At 63.5% G+C, this 20,450-nt stretch carries 16 protein-coding genes; 5 read left to right on the top strand and 11 right to left on the bottom strand.

Annotation, left to right across the window (positions count from 1 at the left end; translation table 11 throughout):
• The first annotated feature begins 1 nt into the window (after window position 1).
• Together ABCQ75_RS16205 and ABCQ75_RS07075 are read left to right on the top strand one after the other, a co-directional pair.
• Window positions 2-88: an IS3 family transposase gene (locus tag ABCQ75_RS16205; RefSeq protein WP_427916063.1), complete on the top strand. Its 87-nt coding sequence runs from the start codon at window positions 2-4 to the stop codon at window positions 86-88.
• Window positions 89-280: 192 nt separating this feature from the next.
• The gene (locus tag ABCQ75_RS07075; protein WP_345884231.1) at window positions 281-778 is read left to right on the top strand and encodes an Hsp20/alpha crystallin family protein; all 498 of its coding nucleotides are present in this window, start codon (window positions 281-283) and stop codon (window positions 776-778) included.
• Window positions 779-1,121: 343 nt separating this feature from the next.
• Here the strand turns inward: ABCQ75_RS07075 and treZ are convergent, their stop codons facing one another.
• From treZ to ABCQ75_RS07020, 11 genes are all read right to left on the bottom strand, one after another.
• Window positions 1,122-3,167 carry a malto-oligosyltrehalose trehalohydrolase gene (gene treZ, locus ABCQ75_RS07070; RefSeq protein ID WP_345884230.1) on the bottom strand — a complete coding sequence of 682 codons (2,046 nt, stop codon included), beginning with the start codon at window positions 3,165-3,167 and terminating at the stop codon, window positions 1,122-1,124.
• A complete protein-coding gene (gene treY, locus ABCQ75_RS07065; protein ID WP_345884229.1) occupies window positions 3,160-5,712 on the bottom strand; it encodes a malto-oligosyltrehalose synthase in 2,553 nt (850 codons plus the stop codon). The genes treZ and treY overlap by 8 nt, the downstream gene beginning before the upstream one ends.
• 84 nt (window positions 5,713-5,796) lie before the next feature.
• Entirely contained in the window at window positions 5,797-8,001 is a 2,205-nt protein-coding gene (glgX, locus tag ABCQ75_RS07060) for a glycogen debranching protein GlgX (RefSeq protein WP_345884227.1), read from the bottom strand.
• 426 nt (window positions 8,002-8,427) lie between these two features.
• On the bottom strand, window positions 8,428-9,492 hold the full coding sequence (locus ABCQ75_RS07055) for an acyltransferase family protein (RefSeq protein WP_345884226.1): 1,065 nt from the start codon (window positions 9,490-9,492) through the stop codon (window positions 8,428-8,430).
• A gap of 163 nt (window positions 9,493-9,655) precedes the next feature.
• The gene (locus ABCQ75_RS07050) at window positions 9,656-10,816 is read right to left on the bottom strand and encodes a lipopolysaccharide biosynthesis protein (protein WP_345884225.1); all 1,161 of its coding nucleotides are present in this window, start codon (window positions 10,814-10,816) and stop codon (window positions 9,656-9,658) included.
• Window positions 10,817-10,970: 154 nt separating this feature from the next.
• Window positions 10,971-12,104 carry a glycosyltransferase gene (locus ABCQ75_RS07045; RefSeq protein WP_345884224.1) on the bottom strand — a complete coding sequence of 378 codons (1,134 nt, stop codon included), beginning with the start codon at window positions 12,102-12,104 and terminating at the stop codon, window positions 10,971-10,973.
• Window positions 12,101-13,492 carry a hypothetical protein gene (locus ABCQ75_RS07040; protein WP_345884223.1) on the bottom strand — a complete coding sequence of 464 codons (1,392 nt, stop codon included), beginning with the start codon at window positions 13,490-13,492 and terminating at the stop codon, window positions 12,101-12,103. Before ABCQ75_RS07040 ends, ABCQ75_RS07045 begins: the two co-directional genes overlap by 4 nt.
• The gene (locus tag ABCQ75_RS07035; protein ID WP_345884222.1) at window positions 13,489-14,496 is read right to left on the bottom strand and encodes a glycosyltransferase family protein; all 1,008 of its coding nucleotides are present in this window, start codon (window positions 14,494-14,496) and stop codon (window positions 13,489-13,491) included. The genes ABCQ75_RS07040 and ABCQ75_RS07035 overlap by 4 nt, the downstream gene beginning before the upstream one ends.
• A 15-nt stretch (window positions 14,497-14,511) precedes the next feature.
• On the bottom strand, window positions 14,512-15,657 hold the full coding sequence (locus tag ABCQ75_RS07030) for a glycosyltransferase (protein WP_345884221.1): 1,146 nt from the start codon (window positions 15,655-15,657) through the stop codon (window positions 14,512-14,514).
• The gene (locus ABCQ75_RS07025) at window positions 15,654-16,490 is read right to left on the bottom strand and encodes a glycosyltransferase family 2 protein (RefSeq protein ID WP_345884220.1); all 837 of its coding nucleotides are present in this window, start codon (window positions 16,488-16,490) and stop codon (window positions 15,654-15,656) included. Before ABCQ75_RS07025 ends, ABCQ75_RS07030 begins: the two co-directional genes overlap by 4 nt.
• The gene (locus ABCQ75_RS07020) at window positions 16,487-17,104 is read right to left on the bottom strand and encodes an LbetaH domain-containing protein (protein WP_345884219.1); all 618 of its coding nucleotides are present in this window, start codon (window positions 17,102-17,104) and stop codon (window positions 16,487-16,489) included. The genes ABCQ75_RS07025 and ABCQ75_RS07020 overlap by 4 nt, the downstream gene beginning before the upstream one ends.
• A gap of 12 nt (window positions 17,105-17,116) precedes the next feature.
• Between ABCQ75_RS07020 and ABCQ75_RS07015 the strand changes: the two genes are divergently transcribed.
• The 3 genes from ABCQ75_RS07015 to ABCQ75_RS07005 all read left to right on the top strand — a co-directional run bounded on the left by ABCQ75_RS07015 (window position 17,117) and on the right by ABCQ75_RS07005 (window position 20,433).
• Entirely contained in the window at window positions 17,117-18,349 is a 1,233-nt protein-coding gene (locus ABCQ75_RS07015) for a glycosyltransferase family 4 protein (protein ID WP_345884218.1), read from the top strand.
• A gap of 78 nt (window positions 18,350-18,427) precedes the next feature.
• A complete protein-coding gene (gene gmd / locus ABCQ75_RS07010; RefSeq protein ID WP_345884217.1) occupies window positions 18,428-19,465 on the top strand; it encodes a GDP-mannose 4,6-dehydratase in 1,038 nt (345 codons plus the stop codon).
• Entirely contained in the window at window positions 19,462-20,433 is a 972-nt protein-coding gene (locus ABCQ75_RS07005) for a GDP-L-fucose synthase family protein (protein WP_345884216.1), read from the top strand. The genes gmd and ABCQ75_RS07005 overlap by 4 nt, the downstream gene beginning before the upstream one ends.
• Window positions 20,434-20,450 lie beyond the last annotated feature (17 nt).

Here is a 20,450-nt window from a genome sequence, read left to right as displayed (position 1 = left end):
CATCCGCTGGTACAACAACGAACGCACCTCGCAACGGCTCCAGGGCCTGAGCCCGGTCGAATACCGCGCACAGGCCCTGCCCGCCTAGGATCTCAATAAACCAGTCCAACTATCGGGGACCAGTTCAACACGGGGTCCCTGCCGCCCCGGTCCCAGTCCAAAAAAAGGACTGGCACTGCGCAGACGAGAGTGCTAAAACATTGATTGCCGGGAGCGTGCCCGGCACGAAGGACACAACAGAACACACGCCCGTTGGGGGCAGACCAAGGAGTGATTTCCGATGGCTGACTTCGACCCGATCCGCGAGCTCGACCGCTTCGCGAGCACCCTGCTGGGGCAGCGCAGCGGCATGAGGCTCATGCCGATCGACCTCTTCCGCGAGGGAGACCACTACATAGTCCATGCGGACCTGCCCGGCATCGATCCGGGTTCGGTGGACATCGACGTTGACGGCCAGCTCCTCACCATCCGCGCCGAGCGGACGGTCCGGGGCCGCGAGGGCGTCACATGGATCGCCCGCGAGCGCGAGGGCGGAACTTTTTTGCGGCAGCTCACGCTCGGCCAGGGGATCGACACGGAGCACATCACGGCGACCTACAGCAACGGTGTCCTCGCCGTGACGATCCCCGTCTCCGAACGAGCCCGGCCACGCCGTATCCCCGTCGCGACCGACCACGGCGCCGACACCAAGGTGGTGGGCCAGACGAAGACCGGCGACGTCCCGGAGGACCTCGGCGAGCGCCACGAGGTCCAGGGCGGTACCGAGATGAAGCAGTGAGACCTGCAAGGAGAGGAAACAGTAAGGAGAGGCGAATCGGCAGAGAGCGGAAAAGTAGAGACACGAATCAGCAGTAAGCCGACCAGCAAGGAGAAGAACTCTCACGATCAGTGGCCCCGGGTCGCCTCGGCCCGGGGCCATCTCCTGCCCTGGCAACCCCGCTGTCACCTCGCAACAAGCCACCGTCCCCGATTTCTCGAGATGGCCCTCTTCCTTCGAGATGGTCCCTTCCGCGCCGTCCAAAGGGACCATCTCGAAGGAGAGGAACCATTTCGAGGCGGAATCGTCCGTCGGCTGTTCGGCCCGGTGCGCGTTGCGGCTGCCGCGCGGTTGCGCCAGGGCCTCAGGTTGAGAGGGCAAGCACGACGCCGGCCAGGCCGGGCAGGCGGACCATCTCACCGCCGTGGCCGCTCGCCGCTGCACCCGAGGAGGAGCCATCGCGTACCCGAAATGCCGAAATGGCCCCCTTATGTGTACCCGAGACGCTGGTGGGCGGGCCCGGAACGCGGGCGGGTGTACCCGAGACGCCGGTGGGTGTACCCGAAACGCTCGTGGTGGGGAGGAGTTGGGTTCGTTCGTCCGTAGCCACTGCGATCGTCGCGCCCCTGCCCGGGACCGGGATGTCCGCCGGCCCGGGCCCGAAGTTCACGCACACAAGCGCCCCCGGCCTCCGCCACGCAATCCACCCGCGGCCTGCCCCGGGCCCAGCCCCGCCACCGGAACCGGCATCTCCGGGACCAGAGCCGCCGGGCCCAGCCCCGCCGCCGGAGCCAGGCGCGCCGGAGCCAGCACCCCCAACGAGCACCTCGGTCTCGTCGAGCCGGCCCTCCCACAGCCCGGGCAGCTCGCTCCGCACCTCCAGCAGCCGCCGGTACAGCTCCAGCAGCCGGCGCCCGTCCGGCGCATCGGCCTCGTCCCAGTCCAGCTTGGAGCGCTGGAACGTCTCGGGGTCCTGCGGGTCCGGCACCACGGCGGGGTCCCACCCCATCCGCGCGAACTCCTCGAGCCGCCCCGCCCGGGTGGCCTCGGCGAGCTCGGGCTCGGGGTGGGAGGTGAAGAACTGCCACGGCGTGCGCGCCCCGTACTCCTCCCCCATGAACAGCATGGGCGTGAACGGCCCGGCCAGGTTCAGCACCGCGGCCACGGCGAGCCCCTCGTACCCCAGCACTGAAGACGGCCGATCCCCCACGGCGCGGTTGCCCACCTGGTCGTGGTTCTGGGTGCACACCACAAGCTGCGAGGGGTGCACAGCGTCCGGATCGACAGGCCGCCCGTGCGAGCGCTCCCGGAAGCTCGAGTACGTCCCGTCGTGGTAGAAGCCCCCGCCGAGGACCTTGGCCAGGGCTGCGGGGTCGGCGAAGTCGGCGTAGTACCCCGCGGTCTCGCCGGTGAGTGCCACGTGGACGGCGTGGTGGAAGTCGTCGCTCCACTGCGCCCCGAGCGCGTACCCGCCCACGTCCCGCGGCGCGATCAGGCGCGGGTTGTTCATGTCCGACTCCGCGATGAGCACCTTGGTCCGCCCCGTGCGGGCCTCCACCTCCTCGGCGAGGTCGGCGAGCTCCTCGAGGAGGGTCACAGCGCGCCGGTCCATAAACGCGTGCACGGCGTCCAGCCGCAGCCCGTCCACGCGGTAGTCCTCGAGCCACATCCGGGCGTTCTCGAGGATGTACGCGCGGACCTCGTCGGACTCGGGCCCGTCCAGGTTCAGCGCGTCGCCCCACCCGGTCGCGGCGCCGGGCAGGAGGTACGGCCCGAACCGCGGGAGGTAGTTCCCGCTCGGCCCCAGATGGTTGTACACCACATCCTGCACGACGCCGATCCCCGCCTCGTGCGCCGCGTCCACGAACCGCTGGTACCCGGCCGGGCCGCCGTACTGCTCGTGCACGGCGTACCAGAGCACGCCGTCGTACCCCCAGTTGTGCGTGCCGTTGAACGCGTTGACCGGCAGCAGCTCCACGAACCCCACGCCCAGGCGGGCCAGGTACGGGAGGCGCTGCGCCGCGGCGTCGAACGTCCCCTCAGGGGTGAAGGTGCCCACGTGCAGCTCGTAGACCGACGAGCCGGCGAGCGCGCGGCCCTCCCAGCCGGCGTCGGCCCATTCGTGGTCGTGGGGGTCGAAGCCGGCGGAGAGGGCGTGCACGCCCTCGGGCTGGCGGAAGGAGCGCGGGTCGGGGAAGGGGCCGTCGCCGTCGAGGGTGTAGCCGTAGCGCTCGCCGTGGGCGAGGGCGGCGGCCACGCGGTCGCGCACGACGCCGGGCGGCTGCCACCAGCCGTCGTCCCGCCTTTCGAGGGGGATGCGCTCGCTCGCGGCCCCGGCGCCGAGCACGAGCTCGACCCGTTCCGGGGTGGGCGCCCACACGGACCCGAGCACGGTGCGGTGCTCACTCATCGTCGGCCTCCTCGGGGTTGTCCGCGGGGACCAGGAGCGCCACGGGCAGGGTCCGCAGCGCCTCCCCCACGGCGAGCTCGCCGGGCGGGTAGTGGGCGCCGGTGAAGGCGTCCCGCATGGCGCGCGGGAGCCGCACCGAGGTGGCGCCCCAGCCGCCGGCCCGCTGCAGGCCCACGGGCAGCCGGGTCGCGAGGACCATGGCGCCCCGCTCGCCGCGGCGGAACGCCACGAGGTGCCCGGCGGCGGGCCCGGAGGCCTCGACGGCCGCGTACCCGGTGAAGAGCTCGGGCCGGTCGCGGCGCAGCCGCAGGGTGCGGGAGACCACGAGCATCTTGGCCTCCTCGGCGAGGGGCCCGCGGACGGGGGCGCCGGCGTCGAGCGCTGCGAGGGCCGCGTCCCGCGCGGCGAAGTCGACGTCCCGGCGGTTGTCCGGGTCGCAGAGGGAGCGGTCCCAGAACTCGGTGCCCTGGTACACGTCCGGCACACCGGGCATGGCGAGCTGGAGGAGCTTGGCGGAGAGGGCGTTGGACGCGGTGGGCAGGGCGGTCCGCTCCACGAACTCCTCGATCAGGTCACGCACTGGGCCCGGGTCCACCGCCGAGTCCACGAGCGCCCGCACAGCCTGTTCGAACTCCTCGTCCGGGTCGGTCCAGAGCGTGTGCACGCCGGCCTCGCGGGCGGCCTTCTCGGCGTAGGCGTAGAGGCGTTCACGGCTTGCGGGCCAGGCGCCGAGGATCGCCTGCCAGAGCAGGTTCGCGAGTGGGCCGTCCACGCGGGCCGGACCCGCCGGGGCGGGAGGTGACTCCGGGTCGTAGAGACCTGACCCCGCGTCGCTGAGAGGTGACCCTGCGTTGTTGAGAGGTGACCCCGCGTTGCTGAGAGGTGACCCCGGGTTGTTGAGAGGTGACCCCGCGTCGTTGAGAGGTGACCCCGGGTGGAGGAGGCGGGGCACGAGGGCCGCCCACTCGTCGGCGAGCTCGGCGAGCACCGTGATGCGGGCCCGGGTGTCCTCGCTGCGCTTGGTGTCGTGGGTGGTGAGCGTGGTCATGGAGTGCGGCAGGTGCCGCTCCCGCTCGGCGAGCGCGGCGTGGAACTCCCCCGGCGCGAGCGCGAACTGCGTGGGGTCCCCGCCCACCTCGGTGAGCGTGCCGAGCCGCGTGTACCGGTAGAAGGCCGTGTCCTCCACGGCCTTGGCCATGATCATGCCGGTGGTCTGCTGGAAGCGGCGGGCCAGCTCCTCGGCAGGGTCGGCGAGGCGGTCGGCGAGCTCGCGGATCTCGGCGGCGCGCCCCGGGCGCACGACGGCGGCCGCGCGGCACGCGTTCTCCAGCACCGTCGCGTCGTGGCCGGGTGGGCGGCCGGGAGCGAAGTAGGTCCGGTAGACGGGGAACTGGGCGGCGATCTCGATGAGCGCCTCGGCGTAGTGCTCGATCCTGCTGCTGTCCGCGTCGGTTCCTGCCTCCCCGCCGTCGCCTCGCTCCCCGCTGGCCCCGACGGCCAGCCGGGCCAGGCGCAGGATCTCCGAGTGCAGGATCCCGTTGGCGATCCACCGCTTGGTGCCCTGGATCATCTCGGCGAAGTCCACGGGCCCGCCGCGCAGGGCGGTGTCGAGCCGGTCCAGGGCCTCCTGCCCGGCCGGGTCCACGAGGACGCGGTCCACGAGCGCAAGGGCGTCGTACCCCGTGGTGCCCTCGCAGGCGAAGTCGGCGGGGAGGTCCTCGCCGTGCTCGAGGATCTTCTCCACGAGCGTGTACGCCCCGCCGGTCACCCCGCGCAGCTGCTCGAGGTACCCGGCCGGGTCGTAGAGCCCGTCGGGGTGGTCCACCCGCACCCCGTCCACGAGCCCGGCCTCGAACCAGCGGCGCACCTCGGCGTGGGCCTCCTCGAACACCCACGGCTCCTCAACCCGCACCGCGGCGAGGGTGTTGACGGCGAAGAACCGCCTGTAGTTCAGCCGGTTGTCCGCCTCGCGCCAGTGGACGAGCCGGTAGTGCTGCCTCCCGTGGACCTCCTCCGGGGAGTCCCCCTCGGCGCCGTGTCCTTCGGACCAGGTGCCCTCGGCGAGGGGGAACGCGTGCTCGTAGTACCGCAGCCGCCCGTCCTCCACGCGGAGCCGGGCAACGTCGTCGGGCGCGCCGAGCACCGGGATGAGGACCTTGCCCCCGCCGGCGTCCCAGTCCACGTCGAACGCGTCGGCGTACTTCGAGCCGCGCCCCTCCGCGAGCAGGGACCACCACCAGGGGTTCTCCTCGGGCACGGCGACCCCCACATGGTTGGGCACGATGTCCACGAGGACGCCGAGCCCGGCCGCCCGGGCGGCGGCAGCAACGGCGTCGAGCCCCTCCGCCCCGCCCCGGTCCGTGTCCAGCCGGGAGGGGTCGGTGACGTCGTAGCCGTGCGCGGACTTGCCGGTCGCCTGGAGCAGGGGCGAGAGGTAGAGCCAGTCCACGCCGAGCCGGGCGAGGTACGGGACCAGCGCGGCGGCGTCGTGCAGCGTGAAGTCGGGGCGGATCTGGAGGCGGTAGGTCGAGGCTGGGATTCTCACTGCTGCTCCTTGGGCTGATCCTTGCGGTGGTCCTTCGGGCTGGTCCTGCGCTCGGTGCCGGCCGCCCTCCCGGGCGCGGCCCTGCTACGTCCCGGCGATGCTCGTGGAGGGCTGGTTGCCGGTGGTGGAGCCGGCCTGCGCGGCGAGGGAGGCGGCCACGGAGTGGTCCACGATCTCGGCGGGCGGCTCGTGCGCCTTGAGCACCGCGAGGCTCTTGGCCGGCACCGGGTGCTTGGACCCGGCGGGCAGGCCGATGTCCCCGGCGTTGACCCCGGAGGTGTCCAGGAGCACGTCCCAGGCCTCGGCGTACTCGTCCGGCGGGAGGGTGAACTCCACGTCGTTCTCGTCGGCGTTGAAGTAGAGCAGGAAGTTGTCGTCCCGGATGTCCCGGCCGCGGGAGTCCTTGTTGCGGATGCCGGCCCCGTTGAGGAAGACGCCCACGCTGCGGCCCAGGGGCGTGTCCCAGTCCTCGGGGACCATGGGGTCCCCGTCCGGGCCGAGCCACACGATGTCCGGCAGCGGCTCCTCGGCGCCGCGGAGCACGGGCTTGCCGTTGAAGAAGCGGCTGCGCCGGAACGTGGGGTGCTCGGCGCGCAGGCGCGTGACGGCGGCGGTGAACTCCACGAGGGGCACGTCCATGGAGGACCAGTCGATCCAGGAGAGGTCCGAGTCCTGGCAGTAGGCGTTGTTGTTGCCCTGCTGGGTGCGTCCCAGCTCGTCCCCGTGGGAGATCATCGGCACGCCCTGGGAGAGCAGGAGGGTGGCCAGGAAGTTGCGCTGCTGGCGGGCGCGCAGCTCGAGGACCTTGGGCTCCTCGGTGGGGCCCTCCACGCCGCAGTTCCAGGAGCGGTTGTGGCTCTCGCCGTCCCGGTTGTCCTCGCCGTTGGCCTCGTTGTGCTTCTCGTTGTAGGAGACCAGGTCCCGCATCGTGAAGCCGTCGTGGGCGGTGACGAAGTTGATGGAGGCCACGGGCCGGCGGCCGTTGTGCTCGTAGAGGTCGGCGGAGCCGGTGAGGCGGGAGGCGAACTCGCCGAGCGTGGCGGGCTCGCCGCGCCAGAAGTCGCGGACCGTGTCCCGGTACTTGCCGTTCCACTCCGTCCACTGGGGCGGGAAGTTGCCCACCTGGTACCCGCCGGGGCCCACGTCCCAGGGCTCGGCGATGAGCTTGACCTGGGAGACCACGGGGTCCTGCTGGATGAGTTCGAAGAAGCTGGAGAGGCGGTCCACGTCGTAGAACTCGCGGGCCAGGGTGGAGGCGAGGTCGAACCGGAAACCGTCCACGTGCATCTCGGTGACCCAGTAGCGCAGGGAGTCCATGAGCAGCTGGAGCGAGTGCGGGTGGCGGACGTTGAGGGAGTTCCCGGTGCCCGTGTAGTCCATGTAGTACTGGGGGTCGTTGTCCACGAGCCGGTAGTAGGCGGCGTTGTCGATCCCCCGGAACGAGAGCGTGGGGCCCAGGTGGTTGCCCTCGGCGGTGTGGTTGTAGACCACGTCCAGGATCACCTCGATGCCGGCGCGGTGGAGCGTGCGCACCATGGCCTTGAACTCCTGCACCTGGAAACCCTGGTCCCCGCTCGAGGAGTAGCCGGCGTGCGGGGCGAAGAAGCCGATGGTGTTGTAGCCCCAGTAGTTGCGCAGGCCCTTCTCGAGCAGCGTGGCGTCGTGCACGAACTGGTGCACGGGCATGAGCTCGAGCGCGGTGACGCCCAGGCGCGTGAGGTGGTCCACGACGGCGGGGTGCGCCACGCCCGCGTAGGTCCCCCGCAGCTCGGGGGGCACCTCGGCGTTGTTCTGCGTGAGGCCCTTGACGTGCGCCTCGTAGATCACCGTGCGGTGGTACGGCACCCTGGGGTGGACGTCCCCGCCCCAGTCGAAGAACGGGTTGATGACGACGCCGAGCATCATGTGCTTGGCGGAGTCCTCGTCATTGCGGCTGTCCGGGTCGCCGAAGGTGTAGGAGTAGAGCGGCTGCGCCCAGTCCGGCTCCCGCTTGACGGCCTTGGCGTAGGGGTCCAGGAGGAGCTTGTTGGGGTTGCAGCGCTGGCCGGCCTTGGGGTTGTAGGGACCGTGGATGCGGTAGCCGTAGAGCTGGCCGGGCTGGACGTGCGGGAGGTAGCAGTGCCACACGAACCCGTCCACCTCGGTGACGGGGACGCGCGTCTCGCGGCCCTTCTCGTCGAAGAGGCACAGTTCTACCTTCTCCGCGGCTTCGCTGAAGAGGGCGAAGTTGGTCCCGGTCCCGTCGAAGGTCGCTCCGAGCGGGTAGGCGTTTCCGGGCCAGATGTCCATGTGGGCTCCTGTGCTTTCGGCGTGGGTCGGCTGTTGCATGGCGTACGACGGCGTTGCTCGCCGGCACCGTGGACCTTCCCCGGCGGCGGTGGTCCTCACCCTAACGGACCCCCCCGACAAGGCAGGTGACCCCGGCGCTACGTGAAGAAGTAACCATCACGGGGGTGGGGCAAACCCCTCCTGCGCTATCCTCTCCGGGGGGACTACAGGGGGAACACTTGGGGACTCGGCCGCTGGGGGCCGAAGAGGGGGACTGATCATGCCGAAGAAGCGCTTCAACTCGGGACGAGAGCGCCGCTACGCGATCCTCGGGCTCATCGGCCTCGTGCTCCTGGTGGCCCTGACGGTGGGGCTGGGAGCCTACGCGTTCGCGATCTAACAGCCCTCCCGGCCGAGCACGCCCGGCAGCTCGTCCACCTCGAGATATCAGCTTCTGGGTGCAGATGGGATCAAGCGGGGAAGAATCCTGTCGCCAAACCAAGCAAGGAACACGGTTAGACCGACCAGAGGCACGAACCATAAGGCTTCATTTACCTGGATCTGGACTAATATCGGGTAATGCAGCACATAGAGGCCATAGGAAATTGACGCAACGAAAGTCACTGGCCGCTCGAATCTCAGCGCAAATTGCCACAACAACTTACGCATCGACGTGAAAGCCAGCAGGAAGAGCAGCAGCGCGACGCCCGAATGGCGCACCATGAGGATCGGGAACACCCCAACGCTCCCTGGAACGTAAAAAATCAAGCCTACGGCCGTCACGAGCACAAAAGTACTCAGCCCGCAGATTTCAGGGACCGCCGACGAGGCGCGCAGAGCCAACCCTTGATGCAGTCGCGCCAGCATCGCGCCCGCCCACCAGATGATAAAATAAGAAAAGACCAACGAGAAGTGGTTTGGGAAAGCAAGGTAAACGACGTAAGAGCCGACGCAAACAACAGAAATACACCATCGGGTGACACGCTCAGACTTGCGCCAAAAATACATCACCCCGGGAAACATAAGGTAAAATAAGACTTCGTATGAGAGCGACCAGAGCGGGTCGTTTCCTAGATAAGGTTCAGCAATAACCCCCGGCTTCAAGAAGCTGATGTCTTGCACCGAAGCGACCGTGCCAAGTAGGTCGGACAAGTGGAAGTCAGCCTCGATAAGGCCCAGCAGCCACAGGATCGTCGACACCAGCATCGCAAACAGGAAGGTCGGATACAAACGCCGCACTCGGCGCAGGTAATATCCCCGAGGCTGTCTCACACGCTCGCTCTCATTAGCGAAGATAACGAAGCCGCTGAGCAGGAAGAAGACAATCACAGCCTCCTGGCCAAACGACAAGAGCATGTCAAAAGGCCTAGGCAGCTTGACCGCGTGATGTGCGACGACATATATCGCCGCGAAAGCACGCGCGAGATCCAGTCCAACACGCACCTCCTTGCTCAGTTTACGCACGAGCATTGGACCTGCACCCATATTTGCCGTCATCACTTCCCCCTCCATCAGCCGAGACGCGAACCGTCGACCGACCCCTCAGAGTTTCACACTGGCCGAACGGCCTCTGCCCGCTTGGCCATGAACGAACGGCGTTGTCTCCAATCCCCGGCGCCGCGCCGGCGAATCACCAGCACCCCGGGAGCACCCGTGTCATATCTATATGACCGTTTCATCCAATGCTCCTTCGCAGCCAGCGCACCGCCAAGCCGGCTACAGCAACCGCTAATGCCGCTTCAAATACGACGGCTGCTGCTATCTGAGAGAGCAGGGGGCCGGCGAGATAGCCAATCACCACAGCCGCGAAAACCGTGGCGAGGGAGATCGCAACCGCGCAGTAGGCGACATCGCGATTCTTGCCGACCGCCGTCAGCAATACTCTCGGGAGATGCCACACGCTGGCCGCCAGAGCATACAACGCAAAGCCAATAGCAATCGGATAGACCATCGGTACTTTACCGTGAGTCCAGAACGTCAGCACATTTGGAAGCACAGCAATCATACCGAGACCCGCAAAAAGTGCGAGGACCAGACTGGTGTTGAACGTGCGCCAAAAGAGCATCCTCAGCCGCGGCCCATCGCGCCTTCCAAAGAGAATTCCGAACTCGGGCCACACTGCATGACTGAACGTGGCACTAGTCTGAACAGCAACTCGAGCGGCAGTCCTATAGGTGTTATACAACGAGACTTCGGACGGACCGTAAAACAATCCGACAATTAGCGTTAGTCCCTGAATTGAAAGGCTGCTCGAAAGCGAAATTAAGAAATTGCTGATGGAGGTCCCTAAATGGAATCGGAGAAGTTTCCATCCGCGGAATGAAACGGTAAAGGTCTTCTGGGACGCTATGGCGCGAACAAACACAAAAATGGTAGTCAACAGGCGAGCAGCCAACATCCCACAAGCCACCGCTACAGGAGACCCAGTCAGAAGCAACCCAGCCACGCCGCCGAACCACTCTGCCAGACGGATATTTGTAGTTGTTGCCACTCCAATATGATTTCGATGGGTAGCTTGCAGGACAGCAAACGATAGGCCACCCAGCAAAGAGGCTGCAACTCCGATCGCGAGTACGCCACCCGCTAGCGCGAAGTCGCGTGGGACCCCTATCAAATGGAAGATCAAAGCTATAGCTGGCGCCAGCACACCTATAGCGGCTGAAACAATAGCGACAAACAGGATGGCAACATGGAATACCCTGTTCGCGCCGATCGAAGCGCCCCGAGCAAGCAAGACCGTCATTCTCGATCCGGCTGCTGAGACCATGCCGAAATCGGAGAGCGCTAAGTAGGCCTGTGTGGTACTGACCATGAGCCAGAAACCGTACTCCTCCAAGCTCCATTTCCACAGAAAGATCGGAACCGCTCCGAGCTGTAACGCCAAGGAGACAACTTGACCGTAAGCCCCCGCAGTAATCCCGGATACGAGGCGCCTTCGCAGAGTCACGGAGCTGACCACCTCCGGATGTTTGGCACCATTGACGCCAGGCTCACTCTGCCGACTCACCCATGGGAGACGACTCGGAAGATAAGTGGAATACGTCCAAAGCTGCCACATGCTGCTGCAGCGCCATACGGAAGCTCTGCTCGTTGAAGGTCCGAGCCCGTCTGGCAAGAGGTTCTGCCAGTGCTCTAGATTGAGCAATCTCGATGATATTCAACCATTCGAGGGACGGCATTGTATCCAACACGGCGTGGTCTATAAACACGTTGCCTTCGCCCGTCTCCCGAAGTATCGGTTCATCTGCACAGAGAGCAACGGTGCCGAAATAGTTCGCCTCTACAATGGGCCACGCAAACCCTTCGTACTTCGACGCCTGGATCAGACACATTGCCCCACGATATAGATTACGAAGCCGCTCGTCAGTGATGCTTTGCTCCACGCGCACGGCTTCAAAAACTTCAGGATCATCAGTTGCCTCAAGTAAAATTCTCTCCTCAGCCGTAATTCCAGGACCGACGAGAACTAGATCCAGCCTTTCAACCGCATGGGCGCGAAGCTGGAGCCAAATCTGCACCGCGAGGGTGCGTCGTTTCCGCCAACCGACTGAAGACACTACTAAAGCATACGGCGCTGCTTGTGCGGTGGTTTGCAGACCGCCGGACCCCAGCAAGGTGTTAGAGATCGGGTTACGCAAGAGCAGTGGTGGGCGCTTCAATATCCGGGACACGTCGCCTGCAGTCGTACGACTCACCGAAACGACGCTGCCAGCCCGCTTCAGCCCGCGCAAAATCAATCGCTGATAGATACGGCCCGTAAGACGCGTTCGATGTTCAGGGAGTTCGCCGCGCGCGGCGCGCACTGCGATGAGGTCATGGCACGTCACTATCGACTGCGCTGGACGGACAAAATTTAAATATGCGGCATCGGAATGGTCCGCAATATGAACAAGTGCACCGCGAGCAGGCCTATTAAGCAAGCTCACGAAACGCAGCTTGTCCAAGTAGATTCCCAGTTTTCTTCCCCTAGCCGGCAGCTTGTCAGCTAGCGTCGATCGGGGGGTCATCAAAAAGACATCGAATCCAAGTTCGCGATAGGCGTTAACCAATATTTCAGAGTACCGACTCATGCTCGGCCCCCCTCGTGGGTGGCTTCCCACCACCAATACCTTCAGATTCGTCATCGGGCTGACTTCCTAACGCTACTCATACGGGTAGCCGTGCAGCGCAACCCAGACTCCTCGACCGCCTGGGCGGTGGCAGGCAACAACGGTGTCCTTCCACGCTTCAGGTTGCGCGCTAAGGATGCCAGCAACAAAATCGGAAGCGCGACGGCGACAGCTTGCAGGGATTTGTTGACGCTTCCGGCCCAGCCTTGAAGAGCCACTTCGTAGATCCCCGTGTTGAACGACATGGAAACGGCGAACACGATAAGCAGAACCGAGCGCACCATAAGAGCGCGCCCCAGCCCAATCACCATGAGCGCGAGCAGCACGTTGAGAGCAACCACTCCAAGGACCCCCCACATCGCGTATCCCTCGGCGATTGGCCCCGCCGCAATCGGGACGTCACGGTACTGATCGGGGATGGAGTAGGCCCTCACCTCTCTCGTCCATAACTGTCCGACGCTGGCCTCTTGTGCCTCACCGAACTTTGGAATGAGATTTTCAAATACGCGCATGAAATACTGCGACGCGGGTTGCCAATTGCCAGGCCCCAAGTAGTAGGAATCGGTTACAGAAGAGAAGCCATCAAACCGCTGAAGTAGTCCGAGAAGATATACCGCTAGGGTGCCGCCGTTCACAGAAGATGACAGACTTTCGGCCTGGCTCGTCGTGAAAATCCCCCGGATCGATTGAATGGCGAAAAAGCCTACAAGGACTGACCCTGCGATGATTGGGAGCAACTTCAGGAGGGCCGACGTTCGGTTCGTCAATATGAACCGCAAACAAAGTGCGAGCACTGGAAGTACCATCGCAGCCTTAGATTCGAAGCTGAAAGACCAGCTCACCTCGATGAAGAGAACGGCCGAAAGGGGGACAAAACTTATTGCCGATCTTTTGAGGCCTACAATCGCAAGTGTCGCTCCAGTAATGGCCAGCGGTTGAAGCTGAGAAAGTATGCTTTGGGCAGAAAGGAAATCGATTCTTCCAAGCCATCCAATCGCCCAAAGAACCAAGCCGCACCAAACAAGCAACTTCCGGTTCGCATCGTTGCCAGCGGGCATCAGATGCATCATGTTTGAACTCCGGTCGCGCTTACGCGAGAGGAAGTACGCCGTGACCACTGCAACGTAGGAGATGAGACCGACCAGAACAATACCCAAGGCGCCCGTCATCGGCTCCCCGTACTCGGCGCGCGCGAGGCGGGGGTCGGTGAGCAGAGATGATCCCGTAGGTTTCGCAACAATTAGAAACAACGGACGAGCCACATAACCGAGCGACCAGAAGACCACCTGAGTCATCAGGAGAAGCGCAACTGCGCCTCCAATCCGCGCGGCAACAAGTGCCTGAATGCTCAAGCACACGCCTATGGCGAAGACCAAAAATAACTGTATTTCGAAATCAGTCACGACACCCCTAGCGCGTCGGCGAGCTGCACGGCCCGGTCGCGGTACGTATGAGCGCCGTATCGTATCTTCTCGGTGCCTGCTGCAGCGATGCGGGCTGCCGTCCAGGGATCTTCCCTCATCTGTTGCGCCAGTCGAATCGCACCTTCGAGAGACGAGAAGAGCAACGCCGATTCCCCGTGTGTAAATAACTCACGATGCTCAACCGTATCTTGGGCGAGAACAAGCTGTCCGACGGCCGGCGTTTCGATTGATCTATTCGTGTGCTGGTCCCGATTCTCGCTGTTGAGAAGGACCAATCCGACTTTAATCGAGTTGGCAACAATCGTGTAATCAGTTCCCATTGCCGCAGCCCGCATCTCCAAGCCCGGTACGCCCCGAGGGTAGGCCCGCTCCCAACGCGGCCCAACAACGATTGAACTTCCTGGAAAGTGACTTCCCAGGAGTGATGGCAGCCCGATCCGATCTCGGCGCGCCGCGCCGATGAAGCCTATGCCATACTTCCGTGAAGAAAATTCTGTATCACATCGGTGGTATCGAGGATCGTACGCTGCCCACATAAAATATGGACGCCCCCCACGGGCTTCGATCTCACTACAATTGTGCCGCTTCGTTGTGACCACGAGATCCCACTCGGCTTCAGCGGCCAAATACCGGGCAGAAACGTTGTCTGGATTGCTTACGTCATCAAACGAGAGGTGGACATGCCGTTCAGCGGGTATGTCGAGAACGATCTCTTGCTTGAAATAGATCGTCTTTATGGCGAGTACAACGTCGGGAGCGAAACCGGACGTAGCTTCCCTGATCTCACGCGCGAGCCTCGCATCCCCAAAAGGGTCTGCAATTCTTGCCTTACTCACCGACCACCGCCGGGGGGAAAAACGAGATCCCTCAAAGAGCCATGAGGTATCGACCTCCCGAACAGTATGTCCGGCAGCCACGTGGCCAGCCGCTGTACTCTTCGAGTTCGTTCCTTCTCGCATATCGCCAACAACAAGAACCTTCACCGGCAGACTCCAACTTCACTTGGAATATCGATACACTATCTCACGCCATCGACCCGCTACTGACTCCCACGAATACGCCCGGGCGGCATCCTCAGCGGCAACAACACGATCGGTTGGCTTGAACTTTGTGGTCGCCGCTTGGACCGCGTCTGCCAACGATCGTGGGTCCAAGCTCGCAATGAGGGTACACACGCTGGGACTGAGCAATTTAGCCGCAGCGACCCGATCAGAGGCAATGACTAGAAGTCCGTGCGCAGCTGCTTCAGCCACGGCTATTCCAAAATTCTCGTCCTCACTAGGTAGAAGAAACACGTCGCAAGAAAGCAGCAGTCGCCTCTTGACCTCACCTGTAACCATTCCCCGAAACCGGACTGAACCGTTCACGCCAAGCTCTGTGGCGAGGTTGTTCAGCTCTGCGACGTAAGCGGCGGGGCCCGCGCCAGCTACGTCAAGGACCGCCTCAATGCCGCGACCGCGAAGAATTGCGAGGGCGCGGATGGCCAGATCGATCCTCTTTTTTGGCGCGATTCGCGAGAGCGTAAGAAGGCGCAAAGGAGAACCCAAGGAGCGAGGTCGCGGTTCTTTCTCGGGCAGCCGTGTGCCCACACCGGCCCATTCCACGTAGCGGCCCCCTCCAAATCGAGTAATGAGGTCATCCCGCTCACGTTGGGACCCCGTGACGAACACCACCCTTCCACCGCGGAAGAGAGTTCGACAGGCACGATCGAAAAGAAGCTTCTTCCGTCTCTTCTTTCTGAGCTCATGCGGTGTCAGTGCTCCATGTGGCATGATGAAGAGTGGTTTTCCGAAGAGTCTCGCGAGCCCGCCAAGAATAGGCACCCAAAGCAGGAAGTACCCGTGGATGATCACGGCATCCGAGGCAACGATCAGCGCGCCAAGGCGGGGCAGACTCATGTATTTCGCGTTGTCAGTAGCCACAGTCAACCAGCGCGGCGGGATGGGCGGCAAGAGACCTCCCGCGTCCACGAAGGATGACACTACTGATGGTCGCCTGGAGCCACCGAGCGCGACTAGTGCCGCTTTCACGCCGCCGATCTCGTTCAGCGCCAGATTCAACTCGAACGAGTTCCTCGCTGGACCGCCATCTTCGTGGGCAACAGTGTTCACGAACTGGATAACACGCAGATGTTCCTTGATCACCGGGACACCCGAGCCATTTCTCGAGTTTTCACGCCGATCTGCCAATAGTAAGTGGACAGGGCGATCGCGTAATCGAAACCGGCCCTTCCGTCTAGGAAGCCCGCCCTCAGTAAATATGAGTACAGGAAAAAAGCGGCGGGCTTCAGGGGAATTTTCGCGAAGATCCTTCCCCTCGCGCTACGTTTGCCGTCGATCGTTTGGCCCAGCGCCTTATGCAGCCGAAGGTACGCTTCCCAATCTGAGTACCTGTTATGACGGTCAAACCAACTCGACACCGGGTCTTTGTCATCATGGAAGAGCCGGCTCTTGAGCCTCCCAATCTTCCATCCGGTCTCCGGCTGGTAATGACCTTCGACTTCTCTAATTCCGGGCGCCATGAGGTCGTCAACCTCTGGGAAATTGGCTCGGTCGGCGTGAACGAGGGAACGTTTCGTTACGGTGTGCCCGTGACGAAGAAAGCGTCCGCCGAACTTATAGAGCAGGCTGATGTCAAAGGCCCCGTACCGATCCAACTCAGCAGACTCCTGCAGCGCTGCCAGTTCCTCGAGCATCCCAGGAGAGGGATATTCATCGGCGTCAAGAAGTAGGACCCAACGGTTCCGTATGGGAGCGTTCTCGAGGGACCACTGCTTTTTCTTCGGATATCGCTTATTCCAAGTAAACTCCGTGATTTCCGCTCCGTGCTGCGCCGCGATTGCACGCGTGCGGTCCTCACTGTTCGAATCGACCACGATAACGTCATCAAAGCGATTGACGCGGTTTAGTGTAGTCTGGATCCCTGCTTCTTCGTTTTTCGTGAGGATTATTACCGAAATCTTTGAGATTCTCTTCAACTCACGTCCCCCTTGGAGAATCGACGCTCTACGTACCGAGAGGGTACGCCCCCCCAGACCTCGCCATCAGGAACATTCTGTCCCCTTACAAGGCTTAAGGGGCTGATAACAGCTGACACACCGATGTGCGTACCGCCAAGAATGACGCATCTACTTGTGATCCAAGCGCCGTCGGCCACGTGTATAGGCCGTGTTATAAGTGCCATGTCGCGGCGGTAGGCATGGCTCCCCGTTGTGAGAAGTGTCTCCTGGGAAATTGAGACATCGTTTCCAATCACAATGTGATCTTGATTATGAAACCAAACGCCTTCCCCGATCCAGCAGCGGTCCCCGATTTCGAGCTTCCACGGAAACTTCACCCGCGTTCTGGGCCGGAAGATCACGTCGACGCCGATCCGCGCTCCAAAAAGGCGAAGAACCATTAGACGAAGCTTAGAAGAGATCTGGAAGGGGTTGGTTACTAATACAAGTTCGACGAGCGCCCACATGTAGATGACCCAGACCGGGCGATCCCAAGCCCGCCGCTCGCCCGGGGCCTGTGCGAGATTGATCACACGCTGGGTGGCCTCGTGCTCCATGTTCTCCCCCTGTGCGAGTACGTAGACGACTGGCATAGTCTCCCATACGTGACTACGACAACCACTCGGCTGCTCATTGTCGGACTGAACTATGCCCCAGAGCCAACCGGGAACGCGCCTTACACTACGGGGCTCGCCGAAGCACTAGCGGAGCGCCGCTTCACCGTCGAGGTGATCTCGGGCTACCCGCACTACCCGGCGTGGAAGGTATTTTCCGGGTTCAGCGGGCTGGCGACGTCTGAACGCCTCGGCGGTGTAGGACTGCGAAGGCTCCGGCACTATGTGCCTCGCTCCCCACGACTGGCCACGCGCCTGCTGATGGAGCTGACGTTCGGCCTACATTCGGTGCTACGTGGCTGGCGCCGACCAGATGTGGTGCTGGTGGTGAGCCCCGCGCTTTTTTCAGCGGCGGTCGCGATTGGTAAGGCGAGGCTGCTCGGACGGCCCGTCGGGATCTGGGTCCAGGATCTCTATAGCCGCGGGCTTGAGGAAACGAGTGGAGGATCGAGTCTTGCCACTCGCGCAATGAAGCGTCTCGAGTCCCTGATTTTCCGCTCCGCATCTGGAGTGAGCGTCATTCACGATCGTTTCAGGGAGTATGTGGTCGACGAGCTTAACGTTGCACCCGACAAAGTCAGCGTGATCCGTAACTGGACGCACATCGAGCATCACGCAAAATTCGATCGCGATGCCGTTCGAGCACGCCTGGGATGGCTCCCGGATGAGGTCATAGTGTTGCATGCAGGAAACATGGGGGTGAAACAGGGACTCGAAAATGTTGTACAGGCCGCAAAGCGAGCGGATGCCTCAGGGAGTAACGTCAGGTTCGTACTTGTTGGAGATGGCAATCAGCGTCCTAAGCTAGAGGCACTCGGTGGAGGAGTTTTGTCTCTCGAGTTCATTGGATCTCTAAGCGCGCGCGAATACTCCGAAGTCCTGCGTGCTGCCGACGTGCTTCTCATTAATGAACTAGCGGAACTGAGAGAAATGTCGGTTCCGAGCAAGCTCACGTCCTACTTCTCGGCCGAGCGGCCAGTTGTCGCCGCAACCCATTTTGACAGCGCGACAGCGGATGAAATCCGGGCATCGGGCGCCGGAGTTCAAGTGGAACCAGGCAACCCGACTGCCCTTCTCAAAGTCTGCGAACTGATCGGAACCGACGCCGAGCGAGCCCGACGGCTTGCTAATGCGGGTCGCCCATACGCCGAGGCCGTTCTCTCGGCGGACGCAGCAGTGGCCGCTTACGCGTCCTGGCTGACCAAGCTTGCCCAGCGGGTGTAGCCGATGCCCTTCACGGGCGACAGTCACGGCTAGACTGACGATCGGCTAAACGAAGTGATCTTATGTGCAGGGGGACCGTTGTCGAAGAAGGCGCTTATTACGGGCATCACGGGACAGGACGGCTCGTACCTTGCCGAACTGCTCCTTTCCAAGGGCTACGAGGTCCACGGTCTGATCCGTAGGGCGTCGACCTTCAACACCGCCCGTGTTGACCATCTGTACGTCGATCCCCACACTCCCGATGCGAAGCTCTTCCTGCATTACGGTGACCTCTCCGACGGTGCGCGGCTCGTGACGCTGCTCGCGGACATCCGCCCGGACGAGGTCTACAACCTCGCAGCGCAGTCCCACGTCCGGGTCTCGTTCGACGAGCCGGAGCACACCGGCGACACCACCGGCATGGGCTCCATCCGCCTCCTCGAGGCCGTCCGGCTCGCGGGGATCAACACCCGCTACTATCAGGCGTCGTCATCCGAGATGTTCGGAGCGACCCCGCCTCCGCAGAACGAGGAGACCCCGTTCTACCCGCGCTCCCCCTACGGTGCGGCGAAGGTCTACAGCTACTGGGTGACCAAGAACTACCGCGAGGCCTACGGCATGTTCGCCGTGAACGGGATCCTGTTCAATCACGAGTCCCCCCGCCGAGGCGAAACCTTCGTGACCCGCAAGATCACCCGCGCCGTGGCCGCCATCAAGGCCGGCGTCCAGTCAGAGCTCTACATGGGCAACTTGGACGCGGTGCGTGACTGGGGCTACGCCGCCGAGTACGTCGAGGGCATGTGGCGGATGCTGCAGGCCGACGAGCCCGAGGACTTCGTGCTCGCCACGGGCGCCGGCTACACCGTACGCGACTTCCTCCAGTACTCCTTTGAGCACGTCGGGCTCAACTGGGAGGACTACGTCCGCTTCGACGAGCGCTACCTGCGTCCCACCGAGGTCGATGCCCTCATCGGCGACTACTCCAAAGCCGAGGAGAAGCTCGGCTGGGTCCCCACCGTCAAGACCCCCGAGCTCGCACGCCTTATGGTCGACGCCGACGTCGAAGCCCTCAGGCACGCGGGCGGGAAGTGGATCGATACCGTCGAGCTCGAGAGCTGGAAGGCCTTGGTCCGATGAGCGAGAGCACGTTCGAGCCCGCTCCGCTCGACCGGTCTGCGTCGTTCTATGTCGCCGGCCACCGCGGGCTCGTCGGATCTGCGATCTGGCGCAAGCTCCAGGCCGAGGGCTTCGAGAACCTCGTGGGACGCACCTCATCGGAGCTGGACCTCAAGGACCGGGAAGCCGTCTTCCGGTTCTTCGAGACCGAGAAGCCCCGCTATGTGGTGCTCGCCGCCGCGAAGGTGGGCGGAATCCTCGCCAACAACACCTACCCCGTGGACTTCCTCAGCGAGAACCTCCGCATCCAGGTCAACGTCATGGACGCCGCCCTGCAGCATGGCGTGGAGCGACTGCTCTTCCTCGGTTCCTCCTGCATCTACCCCAAGCTCGCCCCGCAGCCCCTCAAGGAGGAATACCTCCTCACAGGGCACCTCGAGCCGACGAACGACGCCTACGCGATCGCTAAGATCTCCGGCATCCTCCAGGTCCAGGCCGTGCGACGCCAGTACGGGCTGCCCTGGATCTCCGCCATGCCCACCAACCTCTATGGGCCCGGGGACAACTTCTCCCCCAACGGCTCCCACGTGCTCCCGGCCCTCATCCGCCGCTACGAGGAAGCAAGGCTCGCCGGTGCCGAGAGCGTCACGAACTGGGGCACCGGCTCACCGCAGCGCGAGTTCCTGCACGTGGACGACATGGCCGAGGCCTGCCTCCACCTCCTCGAGCACTACGACGGCCCCGAGCAGGTGAACGTGGGCGTGGGCAAGGATGTGAGCATCAAGGACCTCGCCCACCTCGTCGCAGACGCCGCCGGATACACCGGATCGATCGAGTGGGACACCACCAAGCCGGACGGCACCCCACGTAAGCTCATGGACGTGAGCAAGCTCAATGCGCTCGGCTGGAAAGCAGGAATCGAACTCGAGGACGGCATCCGTTCCACCGTGGCGTGGTTCCGCGAGCACCAGGACGACTTCCGCCACTGACGGAGCAGGCGGAGCGC

The sequence above is a fragment of the Sinomonas halotolerans genome (genome assembly GCF_039615075.1).
In the GTDB taxonomy this organism is placed as follows: Bacteria; Actinomycetota; Actinomycetes; order Actinomycetales; family Micrococcaceae; genus Sinomonas; species Sinomonas halotolerans.
The sequence above is the reverse complement of the archived record's forward strand: the minus strand, read 5'-3'. Positions and strand labels throughout refer to the sequence as shown.

What these genes read in the sequence shown, in the direction of transcription:
- ABCQ75_RS07075 (WP_345884231.1), top strand. Translation starts at nt 281, where the DNA reads ATGGCTGACTTCGACCCGATCCGCGAGCTCGACCGCTTCGCGAGCACC.
- treZ (WP_345884230.1), bottom strand. Translation starts at nt 3,167, where the DNA reads ATGAGTGAGCACCGCACCGTGCTCGGGTCCGTGTGGGCGCCCACCCCG.
- glgX (WP_345884227.1), bottom strand. Translation starts at nt 8,001, where the DNA reads ATGGACATCTGGCCCGGAAACGCCTACCCGCTCGGAGCGACCTTCGAC.
- ABCQ75_RS07055 (WP_345884226.1), bottom strand. Translation starts at nt 9,492, where the DNA reads ATGGAGGGGGAAGTGATGACGGCAAATATGGGTGCAGGTCCAATGCTC.
- ABCQ75_RS07045 (WP_345884224.1), bottom strand. Translation starts at nt 12,104, where the DNA reads ATGACGAATCTGAAGGTATTGGTGGTGGGAAGCCACCCACGAGGGGGG.
- ABCQ75_RS07020 (WP_345884219.1), bottom strand. Translation starts at nt 17,104, where the DNA reads ATGCCAGTCGTCTACGTACTCGCACAGGGGGAGAACATGGAGCACGAG.
- ABCQ75_RS07005 (WP_345884216.1), top strand. Translation starts at nt 19,462, where the DNA reads ATGAGCGAGAGCACGTTCGAGCCCGCTCCGCTCGACCGGTCTGCGTCG.